A 25,693-nucleotide genomic window follows, 5' to 3' on the forward strand; every position below is an offset into this window, starting at 1 on the left:
TCTATCACAGAATACGCATGTGCATATGGAAACAGTGGAAACTTCCCAAGACTAAGAAGAGGAATCTTATTAAACTGGGGATACCCGAATACTATGCACATATCACAGCCAACAGCCGTAGAGGCTATTGGTTTGTGTCTGGTATGGGTGCGGTTAACCGTGCCTTATCAAAAGAAAGACTGATAAACAGTGGCTTTTATGATTTAGCCACAGCCTATCAGTCTGTGCACGTCAACTATTGAAAGCGCCGTATACCGAACGGTACGTACGGTGCTGTGAGAGGACGGGAGCTAATCACTCCCTCCTACTCGATTCGTCTCGTTATTCGCCGGCTTCTTTTCGGATGAAATCCATCCATTCGGCAATTTTTTTTTCATATCCGTTGCCGGAAGGCTCATAGAAGACTGTGCCCACCAGATCGTCCGGAAGATACTGCTGTGTGACATAGTGGTTCGGAAAATCGTGGGAATACTTGTATCCGATGCCGTGGCCCAGTTTCCCGGAACTTTTGTAATGCGCGTCCTGAAGATGGGGCGGGATCGGACCGAGTTTTCCCTTTGCCACTGCGTTCTGCGCCGCGAAGATCGCATTGGTGGTGGAGTTGCTCTTCGGCGCGGATGCGATGTAGGCTGCCGCTTCCGCGAGGATCAGATTGGATTCCGGAAGACCGACGCGTTCCGCCGCGAGAGAGGCGGAGACGGCGATGTTCAGGGCATTGGGATCCGCAAGTCCCACATCCTCTGCGGCGCAGATCATCATGCGGCGCGCGATGAATTTGATGTCTTCTCCGGCATAGAGCATCCGGGCGAGATAGTAGATTGCCGCATCCGGATCCGATCCGCGCATACTTTTGATGAATGCGGAGATGGTGTCATAGTGGCTGTCGCCGTTCTTGTCGTAGCGGACCGCCCGCTTCTGAATACACTGTTCCGCCACTTCCAGTGTGATGTGGATATTGCCGTCGCCGCTCTTTTCCGTGGTGAGAACGCCCAGCTCCAAAGCGTTCAGCGCGGCTCTGGCGTCACCGCCCGCCATGTCGGCGAGAAAGTCCGCGGCGTCATCCGCAAGGACCGCCCCGTAGCTTCCCATTCCCTTTTCGGTATCCTTGACCGCCCGCTGCAGGAGAGTGACGATATCCTCTTTTTCCAGCGGCTTCAGCTCAAAGATCCGCGAGCGGGACAGAAGAGCGCCGTTTACCTCAAAATACGGATTTTCGGTGGTGGCGCCGATCAGCGTGACGGTTCCGTCCTCCACATAAGGAAGAAGGTAGTCCTGCTGTCCCTTGTTGAAGCGATGGATTTCGTCGATGAAGAGAATGGTGCGTTTCTGGTACATGCCCAGCTCATCTTTGGCCCGGCGGACCACCTCCTCCATATCTTTTTTTCCGGCGGTGGTGGCGTTGATCTGCTCAAAACGGGATTTGGTCGTGTGGGCGATGACCTGTGCCAATGTTGTTTTTCCGGTACCGGGCGGGCCGTAGAAGATGAGAGATCCGAGTTTGTCCGCTTTGATGGCGCGGTAGAGAAGTTTTCCCGGACCGATGATGTGCTGTTGACCGACGACTTCGTCGAGATTCTGCGGCCGCATGCGGGACGCCAGCGGTGCATCATTTTCCATCGTCTTCTGACTCATATAATCAAATAAGTTCATATCCATATGTTATCCTCGAAGACCGGATACGGGACAGATCAATCTGCGCCCGTATCGGATCTGGCAATTCGGTTTGACCGGTTACACTTCGCGGGATGTTGTCGGAAACATTTCCCGCATCCCGGATCAGGCGATCAGGGCGGTGATTCCCGAATAGACGAGAACAATGACGCCGAGCACGATCCGGTAGTATCCGAAGAAGCGGAAATCATGATTTTTGATGTATCGCATCAGGAAACGGATCGAGAGGACCGAGACGATGAATGCGACAGCCATACCGACAACCAGATACAGGAACTCCGCGCCGGTGAACATATTTCCCTTGAGGAAAAACTTCAGAATCTTCAGACCGCTGGCGCCGAACATGATCGGAATGCCGAGAAAGAAGGAAAATTCTGCAGAGAGCTCTCTGGAACAGCCCAGCAGCATGGCGCAGAGGATCGTTGCGCCGGAACGGGAGGTTCCCGGAATCATGGCGAGAATCTGGGAGCATCCGATGAGCATGGCGGTTGACAGCGGCATGCGGCTGATCCGGTCGATGGGGAATTCCGCATCTTCATTGCGTTTTTCCAGAAGAAGGAAAAAGACGCCGTAGAGGAGCAGCATGGAAGCCACCACGAAACCGTTCATCAGCTGATCCAGAATTTCGTCCAGAAAGACACCGACGATGGCTGCCGGGACACAGGCACAGATGATCTTGATCCACAGCTGGATGGTCAGACCCTTCTGCTTTTTCGTTTTTTTCGGCGAGAACGGATTCAGCCGGTGAAAATAGATCACGCAGACGGCGAGAATCGCGCCGAGCTGAATGACAACCATGAACAGTTCCCGGAATGGCGCGCTGACATTGAGCCGGATCAGGTCATCCACAAGGATCATGTGTCCGGTGCTGCTGATGGGGAGCCATTCGGTAAAACCCTCGACAATGCCGAGGAGAAGAACTTTTAACATTTCAATGATCATAGGAACAGATTCTCCTTGCGGTTATTTCAGATATTCTCAATCTGCCAGTCGATGGGCTCGACTCCGTGTGATTTCAGGAAATCATTGGCCCGGCTGAAGGGACGGCTTCCGAAGAAACCGCGGTAGGCGGACAGCGGGGACGGATGAGGTGATTCGATGATCAGATGATTCGGGTTCGTCAGCATGGCCTTTTTCGCCTGGGCGGGACGTCCCCAAAGAAGGAAGACAATCGGACGGTCCACATCGTTCAATACACGGATCGCCGCGTCGGTGAAGGCCTCCCAGCCGATATTCCTGTGGGAGTTGGCGCGGTGCGCCTGCACGGTGAGGACGGTGTTCAGAAGAAGGACGCCCTGATCCGCCCATTTTTTGAGATAACCGTTGTTCGGAATACTGCATCCGAGATCGTCGTGAAGTTCCTGATAAATGTTGACGAGAGACGGCGGAATCTGGATATTCGGTTTCACCGAAAACGAGAGTCCGTGCGCCTGTCCCGGCTCGTGATACGGATCCTGTCCCAGAATCACCACTTTTACGTTGGAAAGCGGGGTAAACTGGAAGGCGTTGAAAATATCGCCGGCCGCCGGGTATACGGCTCCGGTCTCATATGCTTTTTTGACGGTATAGTAAAGATTCCTGTAGTATGGCTTGGAGAACTCCGGTTTCAGCGGTTCCAGCCAGTCATTTTCGATCGCACCCATTGCGCACTCCTGATAAAAAATAAATGAAAAAATACTCTGCGGATTTAAAGCTGCATACTTCTATAATTGTAATCGAAACGAAACAATATTGCAAAAAAAATCACAATTCACTTCTTTACATTGCGAAAGGAATGAATATAATAAGACATATGAATTCTTATTGGTGGAGCGTCTGGCGAAATCACAGGCAGAGGCAGGTGATTTCGGATTTGGTGCGTACCATGGAAATCCACATATCGACGCATATTCTCATGGCTGTTATGCCGTCATGGTGAGACCGCGCGGAGGCTTTTTTCGGGCCGGGTGGATTTGCCTTCTTTATATCTTTTCGAACAATCTGACACAATCAGATGAATTTTGTGTTTTCTAAAACCCAATCCGGCATCGTTTCAGAAAATCCCTTTTTGGACAGAGTGAACTTCTGTGAAGGTGTAAGTACCCTGTCTGATATGTCCCGGCAATTGCCGCGGATGCGGGAGATGCGGATGATCGGGCGGAAAATCAGATATTTGAGACAATAAAGATAATGATTCAGTGACGGAAAACGCCGCCCGACGGCGGCTCGGAAACAGGAGTACAGAGAATGGAAGAAAAACTGAAAGATCTTTCCGTGGTCGAACTGAGAAAACTGGCGAAGGACCGGGGGATTGCCGGCACCAGCGGACTCCGCAAAGCGGAACTGATCGAGAAACTGACGGCGGAGAGCGCTCCGGCTGCGGAAAAAACGGAATCTGTGCCTAAGGCGGCAGAACGCCCGCAAAAGCGTGTCCGGAATACCGCTCCGGCTGCAAACGACGCCCCGGAGACTGTGCCGGCACGGTCTGCACGGCCTGCCGCGGAAAGGGTACGCGCGGGATATAAGGCGCCGGAGGATGCTACGCGGATGGGAAACGAACCGGACTCCGCAGAGACGGGTCCCACTGCAAGACGGCCGGAGCGGAGGGAGTATGCGTCCAGAACCGGCGGTTCGCGCACCCAGACGAACCGTGTGAAGACGGGAGACAGTGGCAGGGTAAGACCGGACGGAAAAAATGCGCTGAACCGGAATGCCCGAATCGTGCGCAATTCGAGAAATGAGCGGACAGAGCGCAGTTATGAGAAACGGACTCCGGCGGCCCGGAATGAGATGGATGCACCGGCGGAGCAGAGAGCGGTGGAGATCCGCACCGCTGAGCCGGGACTTCCGGAGAACCGGCCGGAAACCCGGATGGACAACCGGCCGGAGAACCGGACAGACAACCGGGCGGAGAATCGGACAGACAACCGGGCGGGTGAAATGCGCGTAACGGAGCAGCGGGCCCCGGAAAACCGTATGAACGACAGCCGTACATATGAGAACTCCGTGCCGGGCCGTGCGCAGGAGAACAAAGCACCGGATTTCAACGAGCTGGACAGCGGCGTGGAGGCACACGGCATTCTGGAGGTCATGCAGGAGGGCTTTGGTTTTATCCGATGCGAAAACTTCCTGCCGGGCGAGGATGATGTGTACGTGGCACCGTCCCAGATCCGCCGCTTCGGACTCCGGACCGGTGATATGATCCGCGGAAGAAAGCGGGTTAAGAGCGCGACCGAGAAGTTCGGCGCACTGCTCTATATCAATGATGTCAACGGCTATCCGGCGGCGACACTGGCCAGAAGACCGAAGTTTGCCGACCTGACGCCGATTTTCCCGAATGAGCGTATCCGGCTGGAACGCCCGAATGAAGAGAACTCCGTGGCGCTTCGCGTGATGGATCTCTTAAGCCCCATCGGAAAGGGACAGCGAGGCATGATCGTGTCTCCGCCGAAAGCCGGAAAGACCACCCTTTTAAAGCAGGTGGCCAAGAGTGTGACCGAGCAGTATCCGGAAATGCATCTGATCATTCTTCTGATCGATGAGCGTCCGGAGGAAGTTACCGATATGAAAGAATCGGTGACCGGCTCTCAGGTGGAGGTAATCTATTCCACCTTCGATGAGCAGGCGGACAATCATCGCCGCGTATCCGAGATGGTAATCGAGAGAGCGAGAAGACTGGTGGAGCACGGCCGCGATGTCATGATTCTTCTCGACAGCATTACGAGACTGACCAGAGCCTACAACCAGACGGTACCGCCCAGCGGAAGAACGCTTTCGGGCGGTCTGGATCCGGCGGCACTCTATATGCCGAAACGGTTCTTCGGCGCGGCGAGAAATATCCGTGAGGGCGGAAGTCTCACGATTCTGGCGACTGCTCTGATCGATACCGGAAGCCGGATGGACGACGTGGTGTACGAGGAGTTTAAGGGAACCGGAAACATGGAGATTGTGCTGAACCGCAAACTCTCGGAAAAGCGCATCTTCCCGGCCATCGATATTCTGGCGACCGGAACGAGAAGAGACGATCTTCTTCTCACTCCGGGAGAACAGGAGGCGTCCGATATCATCCACCGCGCGACCAACTCGACGCGGCCGGAAGACTCGGTGGAGAAGATTCTGGATCTGTTCGCCCACACCAAAAACAATTCGGAATTTGTGGCACTCACAAGACGCAGGAGAATGTTCTAAAACGCTTGCATTTTGCCATTTGTCATGATATACTATTCGAGCTGTTGTACTGAGCTGACATCAGCGGGCCTGATATCTGCGTGAGTTGTCTTACGGAAAAGGATGTGCAGGACCTGACAACAACGACACAAGCGGTCGGAAATCGCACATATTTTTCAAAATGAGGTGAAAGAAATGAGAGAAGGAATCCATCCAGAGTATCAGCAGGCTAAGGTAGTATGCAACTGCGGCAACGAGTTTACCGTAGGTTCCACAAAGCCGGAAATCCACGTCGAGATCTGCTCCAAGTGCCATCCGTTCTATACCGGACAGCAGAAGGCATCTTCCATCCGTGGACGTATCGATGCATTCAACCGTAAGTACGGAATCAAGAACGCATAATCAAAAGAATTGCCGGGGGGTTGAGTTCTCAGAACTCGGCCCCCTGTTTTGTTTCATGGGAAATTTCTCCGAAATTCCCTATGAAACAAAACGCTCCGCGGGGCAGCGCACGCCGCTGAAGCGGAAAAACCGGTTTCTTCCGGACATGGGGGGACTTCGAAAGAAGCATGTCGGAGAGAAAAAATGACGATGCATATGTAATATGCGTTTGGCCATACGCCCGGTGCGCAAAGATTTGCAGGCGAAACGCATGAATATGCAGAGCATGTTTTGGGGCGTACAGAGAGGGAAAGTAAGGATATGAAATATTCAGGAATCGGCGGACAGGCGGTTCTCGAGGGCATCATGATGATGAACCGGAACGCTTTCGCCGTTGCGGCCCGGCGGAGTGACGGCGGGATCGAAGTGAGAAAGGATACCTATCATTCGATGACGGAGAAGTCGAAGCTTCTCCGGCTGCCGTTTATCCGCGGAGTGTTCCGGTTTGCGGACTCCATGATCGTCGGCACGAAAGCACTCAATTTTTCGGCCGAGGTGTACGGCATGGAAGAAGAGGAAGAGGAGCCGTCCCGGTTTGAAAAGTTTCTGGACCGTGTCTTCGGAGAGAAGCTGGAAAAGGTCATCATGGCGGCTGTCATGGTGTTTTCCTTTGCGGCGGCGATCGGGATTTTCATGGTGCTTCCGCTCCTTCTTGCCGGCGTGTTCCGGAAGCTGACGGAGTCGGAAACGCTGATTGCATTTCTGGAAGGACTGATCCGCGTTCTGATTTTTGTGACGTACATCAAACTGGTCTCCCGCATGGAAGATATCCGGCGTACTTTCATGTACCACGGCGGCGAGCACAAATGCATCAACTGCATTGAACATGGACTTCCGCTGACGGTGGAAAATGTCCGCTCAAGTTCCAAGGAACACAAGCGCTGCGGCACAAGTTTTCTGCTGATTGTCATGATGATCAGCATTCTGGTTTTCATGGTGGTCCGGGTGGACGGGATCGCCGCGCGGATCATCAGCCGGATCGTTCTGGTTCCGGTCATCGCCGGAATCTCCTATGAGGTTCTGCAGGCCGCGGGACGAAGCAGTTCAAAGCTTTCTGACATCATTGCGAAGCCGGGACTCTGCATGCAGGCCCTGACCACGACGGAACCGGATGATTCTATGATCGAAGTTGCAATCGCGGCGACCGAGGCGGTCTTCGATTGGAAGGCGTATCTCCGCGAAAACTTTCCGGACACGGTAATTCCGGAGACGATTTCCCGGCCGGAGGTCCGCGTGACGGACGCGGCGGACGGCCCGTGGAAGATTGAAGCGGACGAAAAAAAGGCGGGCTGACCGGGCAGGAAACTGTCTGAAAAGGGCGCCGGAGGAATGCCGAAAGAAGAGGCGCTGCACCGAGAGGAAAAGTCAACGATAAACAGCGGCAAACAATCGGAAAACGGCAGAAACAGGAAGGAGATGAACGGCATTGATCCTGAAACGGGAGGAAAGCGGACCGGCATGGAGAGAGATTCTGAATGACGGAATCGCGGTTCTGGAGGCAGCCGGGGTTCCGGACGCGGAACATGATGCGTTCGAACTTCTGTCTGCGGCATTTGGCGTCAGCCGGACGCATTTTTATCTGGATGCGGACCGGCCGGTGAGAAGCGAACTGTTGGAAAAATGCGGCAGCACGTATCGGGAAAACCTGAGAAAACGTGCGGAGCGGATTCCGCTTCAGCAGATTCTGGGAAGCGCCTGGTTTATGGGACTGGAATTTGCGGTCAATGAGCATGTGCTCTGTCCGAGACCGGACACCGAGACGCTGGTGGAAGCGGTTCTGGCGGATGTGCCGGATCCGGAGGCCGGCGTTCTGGATCTCTGTACCGGATCGGGATGCATTGCCATCAGTCTTGCATATCACGGGAAATACCGGAAAGTCGAGGCGGTGGATATCTCCAGAGACGCGCTGAACATCGCCCGGACGAACGCGAAAAAGATTCTTTCCGTACAGAAGGGAATACTGACAAGCCGGGTTCGGAATGTCACGGCCGATCCGCTGGAGATGCGGCTCACGGGGCTGTTCTCGAAAAACGGCAGGATGGAACTCGCCGCAGGAGGCGGGACGGAAGAGCGGGAATTTATTCTCCGGGAGGGGGACCTTTTCGGCGCAGTCCCGGAGGGCGAAAAATACCGCGTGATTGTCAGCAATCCGCCGTATATTCCGTCGGCAGACTGTGAGACGCTGATGCCGGAGGTGAGAGACCACGAGCCGAGGATCGCACTGGACGGGGATGCGGACGGACTCCGTTTTTACCGGATTCTCGCGGAAAAAGCCGCGGGCTGTCTGGAGCGCGGCGGAAGAGTGTATTATGAGATCGGTTACGATCAGGCGGAAAGTGTATCCGGGCTTCTGGAGAAGGCCGGATATTCCGATATCCGGGTGCTGAAAGATCTGGGCGGACTTGACCGTGTCGTGACCGCAGAGTATAGTTAATTTCGCAGGAAAAACAAGGGCGAACGTCCGAAAGGAACTGCGATGAAGAGGAGAATTCCGGCGTCCGGCCGGTGGAAGACGGTGCCGTCTGTGGAGCGGCTGCACCTGTGAAGACAGCCGCAGCACCGATGGGAACGCGGAAGGATGATATTGAGGAGGAAATGGATGTTTGACAGACTGGACGATCTCGTAAAGCGTTACGAAGAGCTGATGAAACTGATCTCCAGCCCGGATGCAGCCATGGATCCGCAGCGGTTTCAGAAACTGATGAAGGATCAGGCCGATCTGGCACCGATCGTGGATACTTACCGGGAATACAGACAGGCCTGCGAGGATGAGGCGGCGAGCCTTCAGATCCTCGAAGAAGAAAAAGATGAAGAGATGCGCGAGATGGCGAAGGAAGAACTCTCTGATGCCAGAGAGCGCACGGAGAGACTTGCCGGAAAACTGAAGATCCTGCTTTTGCCGAAGGACCCGAACGACGAGAGAAATGTCATCGTGGAGATCCGTGCCGGCGCCGGCGGCGACGAGGCGGCGCTGTTTGCCGCGGAACTCTACCGCATGTATATCCATTATGCGGACAGCCGCGGATGGAAATCCGAGATGGTGAACCTCAGCGAGAACGGACTCGGCGGGTTTAAAGAAGTGGACTTTATGATCAGGGGAAAAGGTGCCTATTCCCGTCTGCGCTATGAGAGCGGCGTGCACCGCGTGCAGCGCGTTCCGGTGACCGAGTCCGGCGGACGGATTCACACATCCACCGCGACGGTGGCGATCATGCCGGAGGCGGAGGAAGTCGATGTCAAAATCGATGAGAAGGACATTCGGATCGATGTGATGCGTGCCTCCGGAAACGGCGGCCAGTGCGTCAATACCACGGATTCCGCGGTGAGACTGACCCATTTCCCGACCGGGATCGTGATCTACAGCCAGACGGAGAAGTCACAGATTCAGAACCGCGCGAAGGCATTTGCGCTCCTGCGCTCCAAACTCTATGATCTGGAGCTGCAGAAAAAACAGAGCGAGGAGGCGGCGAACCGCCGCAGCCAGATCGGAACGGGGGACCGCTCGGAGAAAATCCGTACCTACAATTTCCCGCAGGGAAGAATCACGGATCACAGGATCAAGAAGACCATCTACAAGATTGATCAGTTTATGAACGGGGATCTGGATGAGATTCTGGACAGTCTGATCGCGGCGGATCAGGCGGAAAAGCTTGCGCAGATGAATTCGGAATCGATGTGACGGAGACAGTATGAAGAAAGCCGGGATGCCCGGCGAAGACATGGAGGATAAACGATGGAAGCTACGCAGCGACGCGACAAGATCAATTATTATCTGGATCTTGCCGAGATGGTTCTGCAGAGAGGAACCTGCCTCAGAAGACTATACGGCGCCGTGATCGTGAATGAGGATGAAGTGGTCTCGACCGGATATGTCGGCGCACCGCGCGGCAGAGCCAACTGTACGGATATCGGAACCTGTATGCGGGAAAAACTGCACGTTCCAAGGGGACAGCGCTATGAGATCTGCCGCAGCGTCCATGCCGAGGCAAATGCGATTATTTCCGCGCCGCGGAACCGTATGCTGGGGGCGGCCCTCTATCTCTGCGGAAAGGACGCAAAGACAGGCGAGTATATCCGGGAGTCGAACAGCTGCAGTATGTGCAAGCGCATGATCATCAACGCCGGCATTGAAAAAGTGTACATCCGTGATTCCAAGGACCAGTACCGCGTTGTGGACGTGGAAAAAGACTGGGTTCAGAATGACGAGACCGTGGACGGCGAATTCGGATATTAAGATATTGAGAGATAGAATTGAGGAAATGACATGAAATTTTTTGTGACGGGAGTCGGCGGCCAGCTCGGCCACGATGTGATGAATGAACTTGCTGCGAGAGGATATGAGGGCGTCGGAAGCGACATTGCTCCGGAATACGCCGGGATTGCGGACGGAAGCGCCGTGACCGGGATGCCGTATGTATCGGTGGATATCACGGACCGCGAGGCGGTGGAGAAAGCCATCACCGAGGCGAAGCCGGATGTGATTGTGCACTGTGCGGCATGGACTGCCGTGGATCTGGCGGAGGATGAGGACAAGAAGGCGAAGGTGCGGGCCATCAATGTGGACGGTACAAAGAATATTGCCGGGGCGGCAAAGAAGATCGGAAGCAAGATGATCTACATTTCCACCGACTACGTCTTCAACGGACAGGGAACCGAGCCGTGGGATCCGGACTGCAGAGACTACGCGCCGCTCAATGAATACGGAAAGTCAAAACTCGGCGGTGAGCTTGCCGTGAGTGAGACGCTGGAGCGCTATTTTATCGTCCGCATCGCATGGGTATTCGGTCTGAACGGCAAGAATTTCATCAAGACCATGCTGAATGTCGGAAAGACTCACGATGAGGTCCGTGTTGTCAACGATCAGATCGGCACACCGACCTACACGCTTGATCTCTCCAGACTTCTGGTGGATATGGCGGAGACCGAGAAATACGGATATTATCATGCGACCAACGAGGGCGGATACATTTCCTGGTATGATTTTACCTGTGAGATCTACCGTCAGGCCGGCATGACTACCCGGGTGACGCCGGTTACCACTGCGGAATATGGTCTGTCCAAGGCGGCCCGTCCGTTCAACAGCCGTCTCGACCGTTCCAAGCTGGTGCGGGAGGGATTCAAACCGCTTCCGGACTGGAAGGATGCGCTGAAGCGCTATCTGGAGCAGATCGGGGAATGAGAAGGATCAGGGAATAAGAATCAAAGAATAAGATTCAAGGAATAAAATTTAAAAAAAATAAGAATAATAGAAGATATTCCGCGCAGGTCCGGAAACGGCGGAGCGGAAGATCAGGGCTGAAAGTGGTTTTTCAGACGATACAGGCGGATCGGACACGCAGCCGGATCAGTCCGGCGGGTGCCTGATCCCGGAGGAGAAAAAATGGGTAAGTATTTTGGTACGGATGGATTTCGGGGCGAAGCCAATGTCACACTGACCGTGGACAAAGCCTTCCAGGTCGGACGTTTTCTCGGCTGGTATTACGGACAGCAGGCACGCGGCGAGGTGTGCCGCATTGTCATCGGCAAGGATACCAGACGAAGCAGTTATATGTTTGAATATGCACTGGTGGCGGGGCTGACCGCATCCGGTGCGGACGCGTATCTTCTTCACGTCACGACGACGCCCAGCGTGTCCTACGTGGTCCGAACCGAGCAGTTTGACTGCGGAATCATGATCTCCGCAAGCCACAATCCGTATTACGATAACGGAATCAAGGTGATCAACGGCAGCGGCGAAAAGCTGGAGGAGTCCGTGATCGAGAAGATCGAGGCATATCTCGACGGAGAGTCCGGCGAGATTCCGCTGGCGGAGCGCGACCGCATCGGTCGTACGGTTGACTATGCGGCGGGCAGAAACCGTTACATCGGCTATCTGATCTCTCTGGCAACCCGCTCCTTCAAGGGAAAACGCGTTGCCCTCGACTGCTCCAACGGAAGCGCATTCTCGGTTGCCAAGAACGTGTTTGACGCTCTCGGCGCAGAAACTTATGCGATCAACGATCAGCCGGACGGCTTCAACATCAACACCGACTGCGGTTCCACCCACATCGAGGGACTTCAGAAATACGTCGTGGAACATCACATGGACGTCGGTTTTGCCTACGACGGCGATGCGGACCGCTGCCTTGCGGTGGATGAAAACGGCGAGGTGGTTGACGGCGACCGCATTCTCTATGTGTGCGGCAAATACATGAAAGAAAACGGAATGCTCGTGGGCAACACCATTGTGACCACGGTCATGTCCAACTTCGGCCTGTACAAGGCGCTGGACCGGGAAGGCATCCGCTATGAGAAGACGGCGGTCGGCGACAAATATGTATACGAGAATATGTCGAAGAACGGATATGTTCTCGGCGGCGAGCAGTCCGGCCACATCATTTTCAGCAAGTATGAGACCACCGGCGACGGTATCGTGACGAGCCTGAAGGTGATGGAGGCGATGCTGGAGAAGAAAGAAAGCCTTGGGAAGATGGCGGCGGAAGTCACCATTTACCCGCAGGTTCTGAAAAATGTCCGCGTGAAGGACAAGAATGAGGCACAGGCGGATCCGGAAGTGCAGAAAGCGGTGGAAAATGTAACCGCAGCCCTCGGTGATACCGGAAGAATTCTTCTTCGCCCCAGCGGCACCGAGCCGGTGATCCGTGTCATGGTGGAAGCGGAGACGGATGAGATCTGCCATATGCATGTGGACAGTGTGATCAGGGTGCTGAAAGAGCGCGGACTGACCATCGAATAAGATCGGGATGCAACACGCTCTGCGAGTTTCGAGCGTTTGGCGGCAGTCGTCGGGGGCTCACCGGGGCGTGGGCTTTGGCGAGTTAGCTGTATAAATAAATCGGGTAGGGGAGAGTGTATCTTCCCTACCCGTTGTATCAATGGAAGAGGTTGGATTATGGGAGAAATACTGATTCAGGCGGATGTTGACAAGATCGAGGCGGAGATCCGTCACCGCGAGCTGGAAGTCCGTCCGCAGATTCTTCAGGAAGTGAAAGAGGCGAGAGCCCAGGGAGATCTGAGCGAGAATTTCGAGTATCATGCCGCAAAACAGGCGAGAGGTAAGAACGAGGGACGGATCAAATATCTGAAGAACGTTCTGAAATTCGCCAAAGTGATCTCGGACGAGTCCAAACCGGATGAGGTCGGCATGAACGACACGGTTACCGTCTACAATCTCGACGAAGAGGAAGACGAGACCTACCGCATTGTGACCAGTATCCGCGCCAATGCGCTCAAGCATCTCGTCTCCATCGGTTCTCCGATCGGAAGTGCGCTGTTAGGCCACAAAGTCGGTGATACCGTGACGGTTCATGTTCACTCGAAGGACAACGTGGGCAGAGAACACATTTACGATTATGATGTGGAGATCACAAAGATCGAAAAGACGGGAAATCTTCCGACGGATGAGATCGGCACCTACTGAATATTTGACGGAAATCACAGGAATGAAGTCTGAAGGGTGACATTCAGACTTTACTGGCGGATCAGACGGGAACCCGGACGAACCGGGAGCCTTTCTGATCCCGGAGGGACAAACGTATGGAAAAAGGACCGGCTGAAATTGCGGGCTTTCCGGTCAGACTCTATCTGATCATTCTGGGGCTGACGGTGGCCGCGATGTATACCGATGCGCTCCCGGAGGGAATGGTGGGCGGCATGATCGCCCTGATGGTTTTCGGTGAGGCGTTCAATTACATCGGAAATCATGCTCCGGTTGTGCGGACGTATCTCGGAGGATCCGTCATCTGCATTCTCGGCGCGGCGGTGGTCCGCGCGTGCGGTCTGATTCCGGATTCGTCGCTGGCCATCATGGATGAGTTCGTCAACCGTCAGGGATTTCTGGTATTCTATATCGCAGCCTTGATCACGGGGAGCCTCTTTAACATCGACCGGGGGCTTCTTCTCCGGGCAACGGTAAAGATTCTCCCCACCGCGGTGACCGCCATTGCCGCAGGCATGGCGGCTGTCTGCATTCTGGGACTGTTTCTCGGCAATTCTTTTCTGGAGAGTCTTCTCTATATCGGCATTCCCATGACGAGCGGCGGCATGACGGCAGGGGCGGTCCCGCTCTCTGGGATGTATGCGCAGGCGACCGGCGCGGATGCGGGACAGATTCTCACCAGAATTGCTCCGGCGACGGTCCTCGGCAATGTCATTGCGATTATCTACGGTGCGCTGGCGGACCGCCTCGGGAAAAAGCGCCCGGAACTTTCCGGCGGAGGGAATCTTGTCAATGACGGAAAGCCGGTTCCGGAGAGACCGCCGATGAAGCCGACCTTTCAGAATCTTCTGACCGGACTTTTCATCGCGCTGGCATTCTATCAGCTCGGTGCGGTGCTCCACCGGTTTGTGACCATCATTCCCACTTATGCCTGGATGATCATTCTGGTGGTTCTCGTTAAGGGAACCGGTCTTCTGAGCGAGAAGATTGAGGATGCAACCCGGGAATGGGGGCAGTTTGCGATCAAAGCATGGACCGCAGCGGCGCTCACCGGCATCGGTTTTACACTCATTGATCTCAGGACCATTCTTTCCACGATCACGCCGCTCTATCTGGTGATCATTATTCTGGTGGAGACGGTGATTACGCTTACCGCAGCCGCCGTCGGGAAAATGGTGGGATTTTATCCCATTGAATCCGCGATTGCTGCCGGCATGTGCACGACGAACATGGGCGGTTCGGGCAATGTCGCCGTTCTCAGCAGCTCGGGACGCATGGAGCTTCTGCCCTTTGCGCAGATCGTAACCCGGTCCTGCGGTGCGCTTATGCTGACGATCGGCGGTGTGCTCATCCAGATGATGCCGTGAGAAATTCCGGGAAAAAGAAGAGAATAGAAGAGCAAAGAAAAAATCCCGCAGAAAGAGGATTCGCAAGGAATGGTCTTTCTGCGGGAAGTTTTTTATTTCATTAGGAAATCTCCCGGGACATAAAACGCTCCGCCTGATCAGGCGTGTTCTCGACGGGGCGTGATCTTCAGTTCTTCGGTACATTTGGTTTCCCGGTTCGGAAGCGGGGTTGCGACCCGGACGTTCAGGCCGTAGCCGCGGAGGAAGGCGGCATATCGAAGAAGCCGGATATGCGCGGCGGTAAAATCGGAATCGTTTGGCTTGGACTCACCGTCCTGAAACGATGCGCTTGCATGGATCGCGCGCTCGCTTGCCGCATTTTCCAGAGTGAACTGATGGGTGTTCATCATGACAAAATCCACCAGACAGACATTCCGGACGCCGTGTTCGGTCAGAAGCGTTCCAAACTGTTTGGCATCGAAAAGCGTGTCGTTGACGCCTTTGATGATGGAGATGCGGACTTCATAGAGCTGATCCATCATCACCGCCGCATCCAGATTGGCCAGAATGGTGTGGGTGGAGACGCCGGTGTACTGAATATGTTTTTTCTCGTCGTAGTGTTTGAGGTCGATGGAGACGGAATCTGCCCACCGCGCCAGTGTCGTGAAGGGCAGCGAGTGGAGGAAACCGGTCGTATAGACGGACGTGCGGAGATTCATTTCACGGCATTTTTTCAGAACTTCCACGGTGAAAAGCACCTGATTGTCGGTGTTGACATTCTGGAAGCTGATCTCGCCGCCGCGCTGATATTCGACCGCATGCGACCGGATCGCCGCGATGATTTCTTCGGAATCGATCATCTCCTCGGCAAAGCCGAGACGGCGTGTCGGACAGTTGTTGACACAGGCAAGGCAAAGACAGCATTTCGATGCATCAAAGGAAAAATTCCCCTTTCCGTTTCCTTTTTGAAAACGGATCGCTCCGGTCGGGCAAAGCTGCTCACACAGACCGCAGTAAAGACAATTCTTGTCATCCCAGAGGATCGAGGTGGGTTTTGCCGGTGCGGTGCGGCTGCACCATGAGCAGCGAAGCGGACACCCGTGGAAGGATATAATGGTATTCAGACCGCCGTCAGGCAGCGGAACGGAGTGAATCCGGAAAATATTTGCCTGCATGTCTACCTCAGAAACAGAGTAAAGCTTACGAAAACGTAAAAATCAGTAAAAAATCTTAAATGTGGCTCATTACGTGACATATTTTAGGACAGCCACGCAGTGATTCTATTATGGGGAAAATGCAAAGTCAAGGGCGCTTCGCCTTTTTGGGGATAATGACCGTTTTCGCCCTGCGCATGTTCATTTTTTTGTCATGGATTTCATGCTGAAAACAGGTTGCACGGGACGATTAAAAAGATTATTATTTTATTTACGGGCTTAAAAAAGACCCGATAATATAAATATGTAGTTTTTAATCCGCTAACCGGAAAAATGAACCGTATGGGATTGCATTCGGGTCGGATGCGGAGCGGATTTAAGGGAGAATAATGTCTAATTACAGCGAGCGCAGGGATTCATCAGAGAGAAATTACAGACATGCAGGATCAGAAGGCAGAGCCGGCAGCGGGGCGAGAAGAAACGCGAACGGAGAGACGAGAGGCGCAAGGTCCTCCGGACGGTCATCGTCAAGAAACGGAGTCGGAATGAGCCATTCCACCCGGAATTATGATCGCAGAACATCCGGTGAGCATTACCGCGGCGGAAGAGGCGGCTCCGGCAGAAGATCCGGCGGAAGAAAGGGACGCAGAAACGACAGAGGTATTTTCATTCTGGCAGGTGTTCTGGCGGCTCTCATTATTGTGGCCATTGCCATCGCGGCAGTCAAGGGACACGGAGGCGGCGAGACTTCGGAGACCAGTGCGGAGGAGACGATTTCCAAAGAGAAGATGGCTGTGGATGTTCTCGTCGATTATTCTGCGATCAAGGGAAGCGGCGATAAGGCGGTTCTCAACCTGAAGGGACTCGACCGGGAGACAGCCGGAAAGAAACTGAAAGAGACTTACAGCTGGTCCATGAAGGTTCTGAACACCAACCCGGATCTGGATAACTTCAAGATGCCGACCATTTCCCGGAAGGCGGAAGCCGAGAAAGAGACCGGTGCGGATTCCGAGGGTACCGTCTACGAGGTGGAAGTCGATGATCCGCTGGCAAATGTCACCATCATGCCGGAGAAGGAACAGTTTGAAGTTCCGGATGTGATCGGAGAGGAGATCGATCTTCTTCTCGATAAAATCTATGAAGAAAAACTCGGCATCCGGATCAACCGCACCACCGATGCGGCTCTTGCGACCGCAGAACTGCAGAGCGGCGCGGAGACTGCTGCGCAGGAAGCGGACTATACACTGGAACTTCCGGAATTTAATAAGCTGGCCAAGGAATATGCTTCCCAGCTGGCTGTGATCTGGGAGGACAAGCCAAAGAACGGCGACATCGCTTCCCTGAACAAAGAGACCGGTAAGTGGGTGTTCGGCGGATTTGAGGACGGATACAGATTCAACAGCGACAAGATCGCCGAAAAACTTGCGAAAGCGATGAAGGACGGTGATTATTCCGCGGAGATCAAGGCGGACGGAGAAGTGGTTTCCGGATCGGCTGCATCCTCCAAAGATAAGTATAAGACCATGGCGACATTCACTACGCACACTACGGCCAATGAAGTCCGCAACAAGAATGTCAAGCTGGCTGCGCAGGCCATCGACGGAACCGTGCTCCGTCCGGGTGAGGAATTCTCGTTCAACACGACGGTCGGTGAGCGGACCGAGGCAAAGGGCTTCGGCGCGGCAGGCGCGTATAACAACGGTGAGGTTGTACAGGAGATCGGAGGTGGCGTATGCCAGGTTTCCTCGACTCTCTTCAATGCAGTATTCCGCGCAGGTCTTACCACGACCTACCGCAGATCCCACACCTTTGAGCCGAGCTATGTAACACCGGGTATGGACGCAACCGTTTCCTGGGGCGGGCCGGATTACCGGTTTGTCAACAATTCCGACCATGCAATCGGTATCCGCGCATCTTATTCGGACCGCACCTGCACCGTATCCATCTATGGAGTGCCGGTTCTGGAAGACGGAGAAAAATGGTCTCTGGAATCCAAAAAGGTCAAGGATCTTCCGATGGCGGAGCCGCAGGAGATCACAACCGGAACCCCGACCAAGGGAACCGCCGGAAGCGTCTGGGAAGTATACAAAGTGGTGACAAAAGACGGAAAAGAGTCGTCCCGCAAGCTGGATCACACAACCAATTATAAGGGCCATACGCCGACGTTCCTGAAGGGAACCGGGGAATCTTCTTCCGAGAGTGAGTCGGCTGAGAACGAGTCCGGATCGGCAGGAGAGACGGCAGAGCCGACGGCGCCGGGCAGCGAGACAACGGCTGCGTCCGCTGCACATTCCACAGAGAGTGAGCACAAGACGACGGCAGCGGCTACCACGGAAGCGGAAGCCAAGCATCCGGCGGATGAAACTACCGCTCATGCGGTGGTACAGCATGCCGGCGCGCCGACCGCGGCGAACTGATTGCCGGGACCGTCCGGATCAACCGGAAAAAGAAAAATAAGAAAAAAAGCGAAAAAAGCCCCGGGGCGTCGGTGATATCCGATGCCCCGGGACTTTCTTCGCTAAGATGAAAATTATCTCTTGTTGGAGTTTCTCCAGATGCCCATCTTTTCGGCATCCTTGATCAGCTGATCGCGGAACTGCGGATGCGCGATGCTGATGAGACGCTCGGCTCTCTGCCACATGGAGCAGCCCTTCAGGTTGACCATGCCGTATTCGGTTACCACGTACATGGTAGCGGTTCTCGGATCGGTGGCTGTCGCACCTTCCGCCAGTGTCGGACGGATACGGGACTGCAGCTCGCCGCCCTTCGGCTGGAAGGTGGAGGACATGCAGATAAAGCTCTTTCCGCCCTTGGACATGTATGCGCCCATGACGAAGTCGAGCTGACCGCCGGTTCCGGAGATCTGATGGAAGCCGTTGGACTCGGCGTTGACCTGACCGAAGAGGTCGATGTCAACCGCATTGTTGATGGAGATGAAGTTGTCAAGCTGAGCGACAACGTACGGATCGTTGGTGTAGTTGACACAGGAGCTCATGCAGCCCGGGTTGTGATCCAGGAAGTCATAGAGCTTCTTGGTGCCGGCACCGAACGCATAAGCCTGACGGCCCTTGTCGATGTTCTTCTTGGCGCCGGTGATCTTTCCGGCATTGTAAATATCGACGAACGCGTCAACATACATTTCGGTGTGAACGCCGAGGTCCTTCAGATCGGACTCTGCGATCATGGCACCGACGGTATTCGGCATTCCGCCGATGCCGAGCTGCAGGCAGGCACCGTTCGGAATCTCCGGAACGATGAGGTTTGCCACGGCACGGTCCACATCGGTCGGCTCTCCACCTCCGCCGAGTTCTGCGATGGCCGGGTTTTCACCTTCCACGATCATGTCGACGTCGGAGATGTGAATCTCGGACTCGGTTCCGCCGAAGCAGTACGGCATATTGGTGTTGACCTCAACGATGACCTTTTTTGCTGTCTCGCATACAGCGGCCAGGTGGGAGGCGTTCGGACCGAAGTTGAAGTAGCCGTGCTCATCCATCGGAGCAACCTGGAATACGGCGACATCCGGCGTCGGAACATTTCCGTCACGGTAGTATCTCGGGAGTTCGCAGTAGCGGATCGGAGCATAATAAGCATAGCCTGCCTTGACAGCCTTTCTCTCGATACCGCTCAGATGCCAGGAGTTCCATGCCAGATGCTCACCCGGATTCTCGATCTTGAAGATCTCCGGTACCCAGCAGAGGATACCGCCGCGGAAGTTCACATCGTGAAGTTCCGGCATTCTCTTGGCAATTTCACGGTCTACTGCCACCGGAGTTCCGGTTGTCCATCCGTAATCTACCCAGTCACCGGATTTTACAACAGAAGCAGCCTGTGCGGCAGAAACCAGCTTTTCCTGGTACATTTTCTGAAAATCCATTCTGTTCACCTTGTCTTTCTTTATTATAGTAGGCAAATTATTATAGATAGCCTGTTCAAGTGTAACATCGCGAAAAAACATTGTCAATTAAACACAATGGAAGGGAAAGAAACCGACATAATAAATTGTAAAATAACTATAATAATCCGCCGAATGCTTTGACACGTTTTATGCATTGCGATATAATGAGGAAGCTATGATGAATAAGTGTCGATTCCGGTAGGGGATCGGCGGACGTATCTTAAGGAGGATTCTACACTATGGCAAAGAAAGTCGTAATTGCAAGCGCTTGCCGTACAGCAGTTGGTAAGATGGGCGGTGCGCTCAGCACAGTACCGGCAGCAGAACTTGGTGCTGTTGTTATCAAGGAGGCACTCAACCGTGCAGGCGTAAAACCGGAGATGGTTGACGAAGTTCTTATGGGTTGCGTAATCCAGGCAGGTCAGGGACAGAACGTTGCAAGACAGGCAACACTGAAGGCTGGACTTCCGATCGAGGTTCCGGCAGTTACCATCAACGTTGTTTGCGGTTCCGGTCTTAACTGTGTAAATATGGCAGCAGACATGATCCTTGCAGGCGATGCTGATATCGTGGTTGCAGGCGGTATGGAGAGCATGTCTCTGGCACCGTTCGCGCTGATGAAGGCACGTTTCGGTTACAGAATGAACAATGGTGTTCTGGTAGATACCATGATCAAGGATGCTCTTTGGGATGCATTTAACGATTATCACATGATCCGCACAGCGGACAATGTTGCTGCAAAGTGGAATCTTACACGCGAAGAGCTTGACGAGTTCGCAGTAAAGAGCCAGAACAAGGCTGAGGCTGCTCAGGCTGCGGGCGCATTCAAGAAGGAGATCGTTCCGGTTGAGGTAAAGGGCAAGAAGGGTGCTGTTACGGTCGTAGATTCCGATGAAGGCATCCGCGTAGGCTGCACATACGATTCCGTTGCAAAGCTTAAGCCGATCAACGCAGACGGTGTTACCACAGCAGGAAACGCTTCCGGTATCAACGACGGCGCAGCAGCAGTTGTTGTTATGAGCGAAGAGAAGGCAAAAGAACTCGGCATCAAGCCGATGGCAACATGGGTAGGCGGTGCGCTTGCAGGCGTTGATCCGACCATCATGGGTATCGGTCCGGTTGCTGCAACAAAGAAAGTTCTTGCAAAGACAGGCCTTAAGGTATCTGATCTTGATGTATACGAGGCAAATGAAGCATTTGCTGCACAGTCCGTTGCAGTAGGCAAGGAACTCGGTTTTGATCTCGAGAAGCTGAACCCGAACGGCGGTGCAATCGCAATCGGCCATCCGGTTGGTGCTTCCGGCTGCCGTATCCTTGTTACACTTCTTCACGAGATGGAAGCTAAGGATCTGAAGAGAGGCCTTGCTACTCTGTGCATCGGCGGTGGCATGGGATGCGCTACAATCGTAGAGCGCGACTAATATAATTCGGTGCAGGTTCTGCAGAGTATCGCAGAACCTGCCCTTTCTGCTTTATGGAACTTTAACACAGTAAAGCATTTGCACGGAACGGGGCCTATCAGCCGATCCGGGCTGTGAGCGGCGGATTGTGTGTTCCAGCAAGGCAGAATCCGTAGGTTTCTGAATTTTGATAAACCTTGTGAGGTATGATCGGACTCAGAGCCGACAAGTATGGTATGGCGATAGGACAAAGAGGAGAAAAAGGAAATGAGTCTTGTTCTTTATGAAGTCGAAGATTCGGTCGGAATCATCACAATCAACAGACCGGAAGTGCTGAATGCACTGAACTCTGCGGTTCTGGATGAACTGCGGGATGTTCTCAGAAAAGTTGATATCAATACCGTTCGCTGTCTGATTGTAACCGGTGCGGGCGATAAGTCCTTTGTTGCCGGTGCAGACATCGCTGAGATGAAGAATCTCAACTCCAGAGAGGCGATGGAATTCAGCGTTAAGGGAAACAATGTTTTTGAAAACCTTGCAAAGTTCCCGATTCCGGTTATCGCAGCAGTAAACGGATATGCACTTGGCGGCGGATGTGAGCTCTGCCTTTCCTGCGATATCCGTATCTGTTCCGAGAATGCGGTATTCGGTCAGCCGGAGACAGGCCTCGGAATCACACCGGGATTCGGCGGAACACAGAGACTGATCCGTATGGTCGGCGAAGGTATGGCAAAGCAGATGATCTATACCGCCCGCAACATCAAGTCCGACGAGGCATATCGCATCGGACTGGTAAACAGCGTACATCCGGTTGGCGAAGTTCTGAATGCTGCGAAAAAGATCGCAAAGCAGATCGCGGCAAATGCGCCGATCGCGGTTCGCGCTTCCAAGGAGGCAATCCACAGAGGACGTCTTCTTCCGATCGAAGGCGGAAAGCTGGTTGAGGAGAGAGCATTCGGTATCTGCTTCGAGACACACGATCAGCAGGAAGGAATGGGCGCATTCCTCGAGAAGAGAAAAGAGAAGAAATTTACAAACAACTAATGTATGGTATTCATTCTTCTTATGACATTTTTACAGATATTGTTTGCAAATTAACATTGTTTCTATTATTATAGTTATTGGCGGATCTATTGACACAGATTTAACTAACAGAAATGACAGTTGTGTGTTACGGATCCTCTCACGATCTGATGATTCATCGTGAGTATCCGGTTTAATTAAGTAGGAGGATTTCAAAATGAAGGTTGCTGTTATTGGCGCTGGAACTATGGGTTCAGGAATCGGACAGGCATTTGCACAGTATGAAGGCTGCGATACCGTATATCTCTGCGATATCAAGCAGGAATTTGCTGACGGCGGCAAGGCTAAGATCCAGAAGAACCTGGAGAAACTGGTTTCCAAGGGCAAGATGGAGCAGGCACAGGCTGATGCGATCATCGCAAAGATCAAGACAGGACTGAAGGATATCTGCGGAGATGCGGATCTCGTTGTAGAAGCTGCAATCGAGAACCTTGCCATTAAGCAGCAGACATTCCAGGAACTGGACAAGATCTGCAAGCCGGAGACCATTTTTGCGACTAACACATCTTCTCTTTCCGTAACTGCGGTTTCCAAGGGCGTTAACAGACCGGTTATCGGTATGCACTTCTTTAACCCGGCTCCGGTAATGAAATTAATTGAAGTTATCGCAGGCCTTAATACTCCGCAGGAAATTGTCGATAAGATTGTAGAGATCAGTGAAGCGATCGGCAAGACTCCGGTTCAGGTCAACGAGGGACCGGGCTTTGTTGTCAACCGTATCCTGATTCCGATGATCAATGAAGCAATCGGTATCTATGCACAGGGAATCGCTTCTGTTGAGGGTATCGATACCGCTATGAAACTTGGCGCAAACCACCCGATGGGCCCGCTGGCACTCGGCGATCTGATCGGTCTGGATGTTGTACTTGCTATTATGGAAGTAATGCAGGCTGAGACTGGTGATCCGAAGTATCGTCCGGAACCGCTTCTGAGAAAGATGGTTCGCGGCGGAAAGCTCGGACGCAAGACCGGAGAAGGTTTCTACAAGTATTGATCCGCGGACTCGCATGCGAGTTCTGAATGTGGCCGCTGGGGCGGTTTTTACAGCCGCCCTTTAAAAGGTATATATTTTATGATGGAGGACAAGAAACATGGATTTTACACTGGACAAACAGCATGAAATGGCGAGAAAGTTATTCCATGACTTCGCCGAGACTGAGGTAAAACCGCTCGCTCAGGAAATCGATGAGACAGAAGAATTCCCGAGAGAGACAGTAGCAAAGATGCAGAAATACGGATTCCTGGGAATTCCGTTCCCGAAGGAGTACGGCGGCCAGGGAGCTGATGAGCTTACCTACGCTATGTGTGTAGAGGAGCTTTCCAAGGTTTGTGGTACCACAGGAGTTATCGTATCTGCACACACTTCTCTGTGCGGCGACCCGATCTGGGAGTTCGGTACAGAAGAGCAGAAGCAGAAGTTCCTCAGACCGCTGGCTTCCGGCGAGAAGCTTGGCGCTTTCGGACTTACTGAGCCGGGTGCTGGTACGGATGCTCAGGGTCAGCAGACAAAGGCTGTTCTTGACGGTGATGAGTGGGTTCTGAACGGTTCCAAGTGCTTCATCACAAACGGTAAAGAGGCTGATATCTACATCGTTATCGCTGTTACCGGTAAGGTAGAGAAGCACGGAAGAATGATGAAGGAAATCTCTGCATTTATCGTTGAGAAGGGAACTCCGGGCTTCACATTCGGAACAAAAGAGAACAAGATGGGTATCCACGCTTCCGCGACATACGAGCTGATCTTCACAGACTGCCGTATTCCGAAGGAGAACCTCCTTGGATCTCTTGGACAGGGATTCAAGATCGCAATGCACACTCTGGACGGCGGACGTATCGGTATCGCTTCTCAGGCGCTTGGTCTTGCAGAGGGCGCACTCGAGAGAACCATCGAGTACGTTAAGGAGAGAAAGCAGTTCGGACGAACTCTGGCACAGTTCCAGAACACTCAGTTCCAGCTTGCTGACATGGCTACAAAGACAAAGGCAGCTCAGATGCTTGTTTACAGAGCAGCTATGGCGAAGGATACTCAGAAGGTATTCTCCGTTGAGGCAGCTATGGCGAAGCTTTATGCAGCAGAGACCGCTATGGAAGTTACAACAAAGGCTGTTCAGCTCCACGGTGGTTACGGCTACATGAAGGAGTACGATGTTGAGCGTATGATGCGTGATGCGAAGATCACCGAGATCTACGAGGGAACATCTGAGGTTCAGAGAATGGTTATCTCCGGTAACATTCTGAAAGACTGATAAAACAAGCGACAAGACGACGTATCGAATGATATGTAATCATAAGAATAAGGAGTGAATATACCGTGAAAATTGTAGTATGCATTAAGCAGGTTCCGGATACCAAAGGCGGAGTTAAGTTTAACCCGGATGGCACTCTTAACAGAGGCGCAATGCTTGCCATCATGAACCCGGATGACAAGGCAGGACTTGAGGCAGCACTTAGACTGAAAGATCAGTACGGCGCACACGTTACCGTTGTAACCATGGGTCTTCCGAAGGCTGAGGAAGTTCTTCGTGAGGCTATGGCAATGGGCGCTGACGAGGGTATCCTTGTTACCGACCGTGTTCTCGGCGGTGCTGATACATGGGCAACATCCCAGACTATCGCAGGTGCACTGAGAAATCTTGAATATGATCTGATCATCACAGGCCGTCAGGCGATCGATGGCGATACCGCTCAGGTAGGTCCGCAGATCTCCGAGCATCTTCAGATCCCGGTAATCTCCTACGCTCAGAAGATCGTAGAGGTTAACGAGGCTGAGAAGTACATCGTTGTTGAGCGTCAGTACGACGACAGATATCACGTTGTAAAGGCACAGCTTCCGTGCCTTGTAACAGCTCTCGCAGAGCTTAACGAGCCGAGATACATGACTCCGGGCGGCATCTTCGATGCTTATGCAAAGGACATCACTGTATGGCACAGAGCAGATCTGAAGGACGTTCTTGATTCCAACCTCGGACTTGCAGGCTCTCCGACAAAGATCGCGAAGGCTTCCGATAAGGTTAGAAAGGGCGCTGGACAGAAGTTCGAGCTTGATCCGGCTGCTGCAGCTGACAAGATCGTTGAGACACTGGCACAGAAGCATATTATCTGATCAGACTATAGAA

The 25,693-nt window shown here is 53.3% G+C and carries 21 protein-coding genes and 1 pseudogene; 17 read left to right on the forward strand and 5 right to left on the reverse strand.

What is annotated here, in order from left to right:
• Window positions 1–242 (forward strand): annotated as a pseudogene (locus tag BMW41_RS14755) (group II intron reverse transcriptase/maturase); the annotation flags it as partial.
• Between the two features lie 79 nt (window positions 243–321).
• On the opposite strand, the gene BMW41_RS07220 reads toward BMW41_RS14755, so the two are convergent.
• The 3 genes from BMW41_RS07220 to BMW41_RS07230 form a co-directional block, all read right to left on the reverse strand.
• Entirely contained in the window at window positions 322–1,650 is a 1,329-nt protein-coding gene (locus tag BMW41_RS07220; protein ID WP_074649544.1) for a replication-associated recombination protein A, read from the reverse strand.
• A gap of 126 nt (window positions 1,651–1,776) precedes the next feature.
• Entirely contained in the window at window positions 1,777–2,613 is an 837-nt protein-coding gene (locus BMW41_RS07225; RefSeq protein WP_074649516.1) for an undecaprenyl-diphosphate phosphatase, read from the reverse strand.
• 26 nt (window positions 2,614–2,639) lie between these two features.
• A complete protein-coding gene (locus tag BMW41_RS07230; RefSeq protein WP_074649517.1) occupies window positions 2,640–3,314 on the reverse strand; it encodes a uracil-DNA glycosylase in 675 nt (224 codons plus the stop codon).
• 583 nt (window positions 3,315–3,897) lie between these two features.
• Here BMW41_RS07230 and rho point away from each other — a divergent pair.
• The 10 genes from rho (at window position 3,898) to BMW41_RS07280 (ending at window position 15,063) form a co-directional block, all read left to right on the forward strand.
• Entirely contained in the window at window positions 3,898–5,838 is a 1,941-nt protein-coding gene (gene rho / locus BMW41_RS07235; RefSeq protein ID WP_074649518.1) for a transcription termination factor Rho, read from the forward strand.
• Between the two features lie 174 nt (window positions 5,839–6,012).
• Complete coding sequence (gene rpmE / locus BMW41_RS07240) at window positions 6,013–6,219, forward strand: 50S ribosomal protein L31 (RefSeq protein ID WP_031472543.1); 207 nt, start codon at window positions 6,013–6,015, stop codon at window positions 6,217–6,219.
• 300 nt (window positions 6,220–6,519) lie between these two features.
• Window positions 6,520–7,551 (forward strand): DUF1385 domain-containing protein, encoded by a 1,032-nt coding sequence (locus BMW41_RS07245; protein ID WP_074649519.1) that lies wholly within the window; start codon window positions 6,520–6,522, stop codon window positions 7,549–7,551.
• A gap of 133 nt (window positions 7,552–7,684) precedes the next feature.
• On the forward strand, window positions 7,685–8,692 hold the full coding sequence (locus tag BMW41_RS07250) for a N5-glutamine methyltransferase family protein (protein WP_074649520.1): 1,008 nt from the start codon (window positions 7,685–7,687) through the stop codon (window positions 8,690–8,692).
• A 165-nt stretch (window positions 8,693–8,857) separates the two neighbouring features.
• The gene (prfA, locus tag BMW41_RS07255) at window positions 8,858–9,937 is read left to right on the forward strand and encodes a peptide chain release factor 1 (protein ID WP_074649521.1); all 1,080 of its coding nucleotides are present in this window, start codon (window positions 8,858–8,860) and stop codon (window positions 9,935–9,937) included.
• A gap of 54 nt (window positions 9,938–9,991) precedes the next feature.
• Entirely contained in the window at window positions 9,992–10,492 is a 501-nt protein-coding gene (locus tag BMW41_RS07260) for a deoxycytidylate deaminase (RefSeq protein ID WP_031472551.1), read from the forward strand.
• 30 nt (window positions 10,493–10,522) lie between these two features.
• A complete protein-coding gene (gene rfbD, locus BMW41_RS07265) occupies window positions 10,523–11,437 on the forward strand; it encodes a dTDP-4-dehydrorhamnose reductase (protein WP_074649522.1) in 915 nt (304 codons plus the stop codon).
• 201 nt (window positions 11,438–11,638) lie between these two features.
• Window positions 11,639–12,994 (forward strand): phosphoglucosamine mutase, encoded by a 1,356-nt coding sequence (gene glmM, locus BMW41_RS07270; protein ID WP_074649523.1) that lies wholly within the window; start codon window positions 11,639–11,641, stop codon window positions 12,992–12,994.
• Between the two features lie 156 nt (window positions 12,995–13,150).
• Window positions 13,151–13,678 carry a transcription elongation factor GreA gene (greA, locus tag BMW41_RS07275; RefSeq protein ID WP_031472557.1) on the forward strand — a complete coding sequence of 176 codons (528 nt, stop codon included), beginning with the start codon at window positions 13,151–13,153 and terminating at the stop codon, window positions 13,676–13,678.
• A gap of 116 nt (window positions 13,679–13,794) precedes the next feature.
• Window positions 13,795–15,063 carry a 2-hydroxycarboxylate transporter family protein gene (locus tag BMW41_RS07280; protein WP_074649524.1) on the forward strand — a complete coding sequence of 423 codons (1,269 nt, stop codon included), beginning with the start codon at window positions 13,795–13,797 and terminating at the stop codon, window positions 15,061–15,063.
• Between the two features lie 137 nt (window positions 15,064–15,200).
• Here the strand turns inward: BMW41_RS07280 and BMW41_RS07285 are convergent, their stop codons facing one another.
• Entirely contained in the window at window positions 15,201–16,217 is a 1,017-nt protein-coding gene (locus BMW41_RS07285; RefSeq protein ID WP_074649525.1) for a 4Fe-4S binding protein, read from the reverse strand.
• Between the two features lie 368 nt (window positions 16,218–16,585).
• Here BMW41_RS07285 and BMW41_RS07290 point away from each other — a divergent pair, with 368 nt between their 5' ends.
• Entirely contained in the window at window positions 16,586–18,613 is a 2,028-nt protein-coding gene (locus BMW41_RS07290) for a VanW family protein (protein WP_083378826.1), read from the forward strand.
• A 113-nt stretch (window positions 18,614–18,726) separates the two neighbouring features.
• On the opposite strand, the gene BMW41_RS07295 is transcribed toward BMW41_RS07290, so the two are convergent.
• Window positions 18,727–20,073 (reverse strand): butyryl-CoA:acetate CoA-transferase, encoded by a 1,347-nt coding sequence (locus BMW41_RS07295; RefSeq protein WP_074649546.1) that lies wholly within the window; start codon window positions 20,071–20,073, stop codon window positions 18,727–18,729.
• Between the two features lie 260 nt (window positions 20,074–20,333).
• Between BMW41_RS07295 and BMW41_RS07300 the strand changes: the two genes are divergently transcribed.
• The 5 genes from BMW41_RS07300 (at window position 20,334) to BMW41_RS07320 (ending at window position 25,680) form a co-directional block, all read left to right on the forward strand.
• Entirely contained in the window at window positions 20,334–21,515 is a 1,182-nt protein-coding gene (locus BMW41_RS07300; protein ID WP_074649526.1) for an acetyl-CoA C-acetyltransferase, read from the forward strand.
• A 246-nt stretch (window positions 21,516–21,761) separates the two neighbouring features.
• Window positions 21,762–22,538, forward strand: coding sequence for an enoyl-CoA hydratase-related protein (locus BMW41_RS07305; RefSeq protein ID WP_074649527.1), 777 nt, complete (start codon window positions 21,762–21,764; stop codon window positions 22,536–22,538).
• A gap of 196 nt (window positions 22,539–22,734) precedes the next feature.
• Window positions 22,735–23,571, forward strand: coding sequence for a 3-hydroxyacyl-CoA dehydrogenase NAD-binding domain-containing protein (locus tag BMW41_RS07310; RefSeq protein ID WP_074649528.1), 837 nt, complete (start codon window positions 22,735–22,737; stop codon window positions 23,569–23,571).
• 97 nt (window positions 23,572–23,668) lie between these two features.
• Window positions 23,669–24,823, forward strand: coding sequence for an acyl-CoA dehydrogenase (locus tag BMW41_RS07315; protein WP_031472573.1), 1,155 nt, complete (start codon window positions 23,669–23,671; stop codon window positions 24,821–24,823).
• Between the two features lie 65 nt (window positions 24,824–24,888).
• The gene (locus BMW41_RS07320) at window positions 24,889–25,680 is read left to right on the forward strand and encodes an electron transfer flavoprotein subunit beta/FixA family protein (RefSeq protein ID WP_031472575.1); all 792 of its coding nucleotides are present in this window, start codon (window positions 24,889–24,891) and stop codon (window positions 25,678–25,680) included.
• Window positions 25,681–25,693 lie beyond the last annotated feature (13 nt).

This window comes from [Clostridium] aminophilum (assembly GCF_900101295.1).
In the GTDB taxonomy this organism is placed as follows: domain Bacteria; phylum Bacillota; class Clostridia; order Lachnospirales; family Lachnospiraceae; genus Clostridium_R; species Clostridium_R aminophilum_A.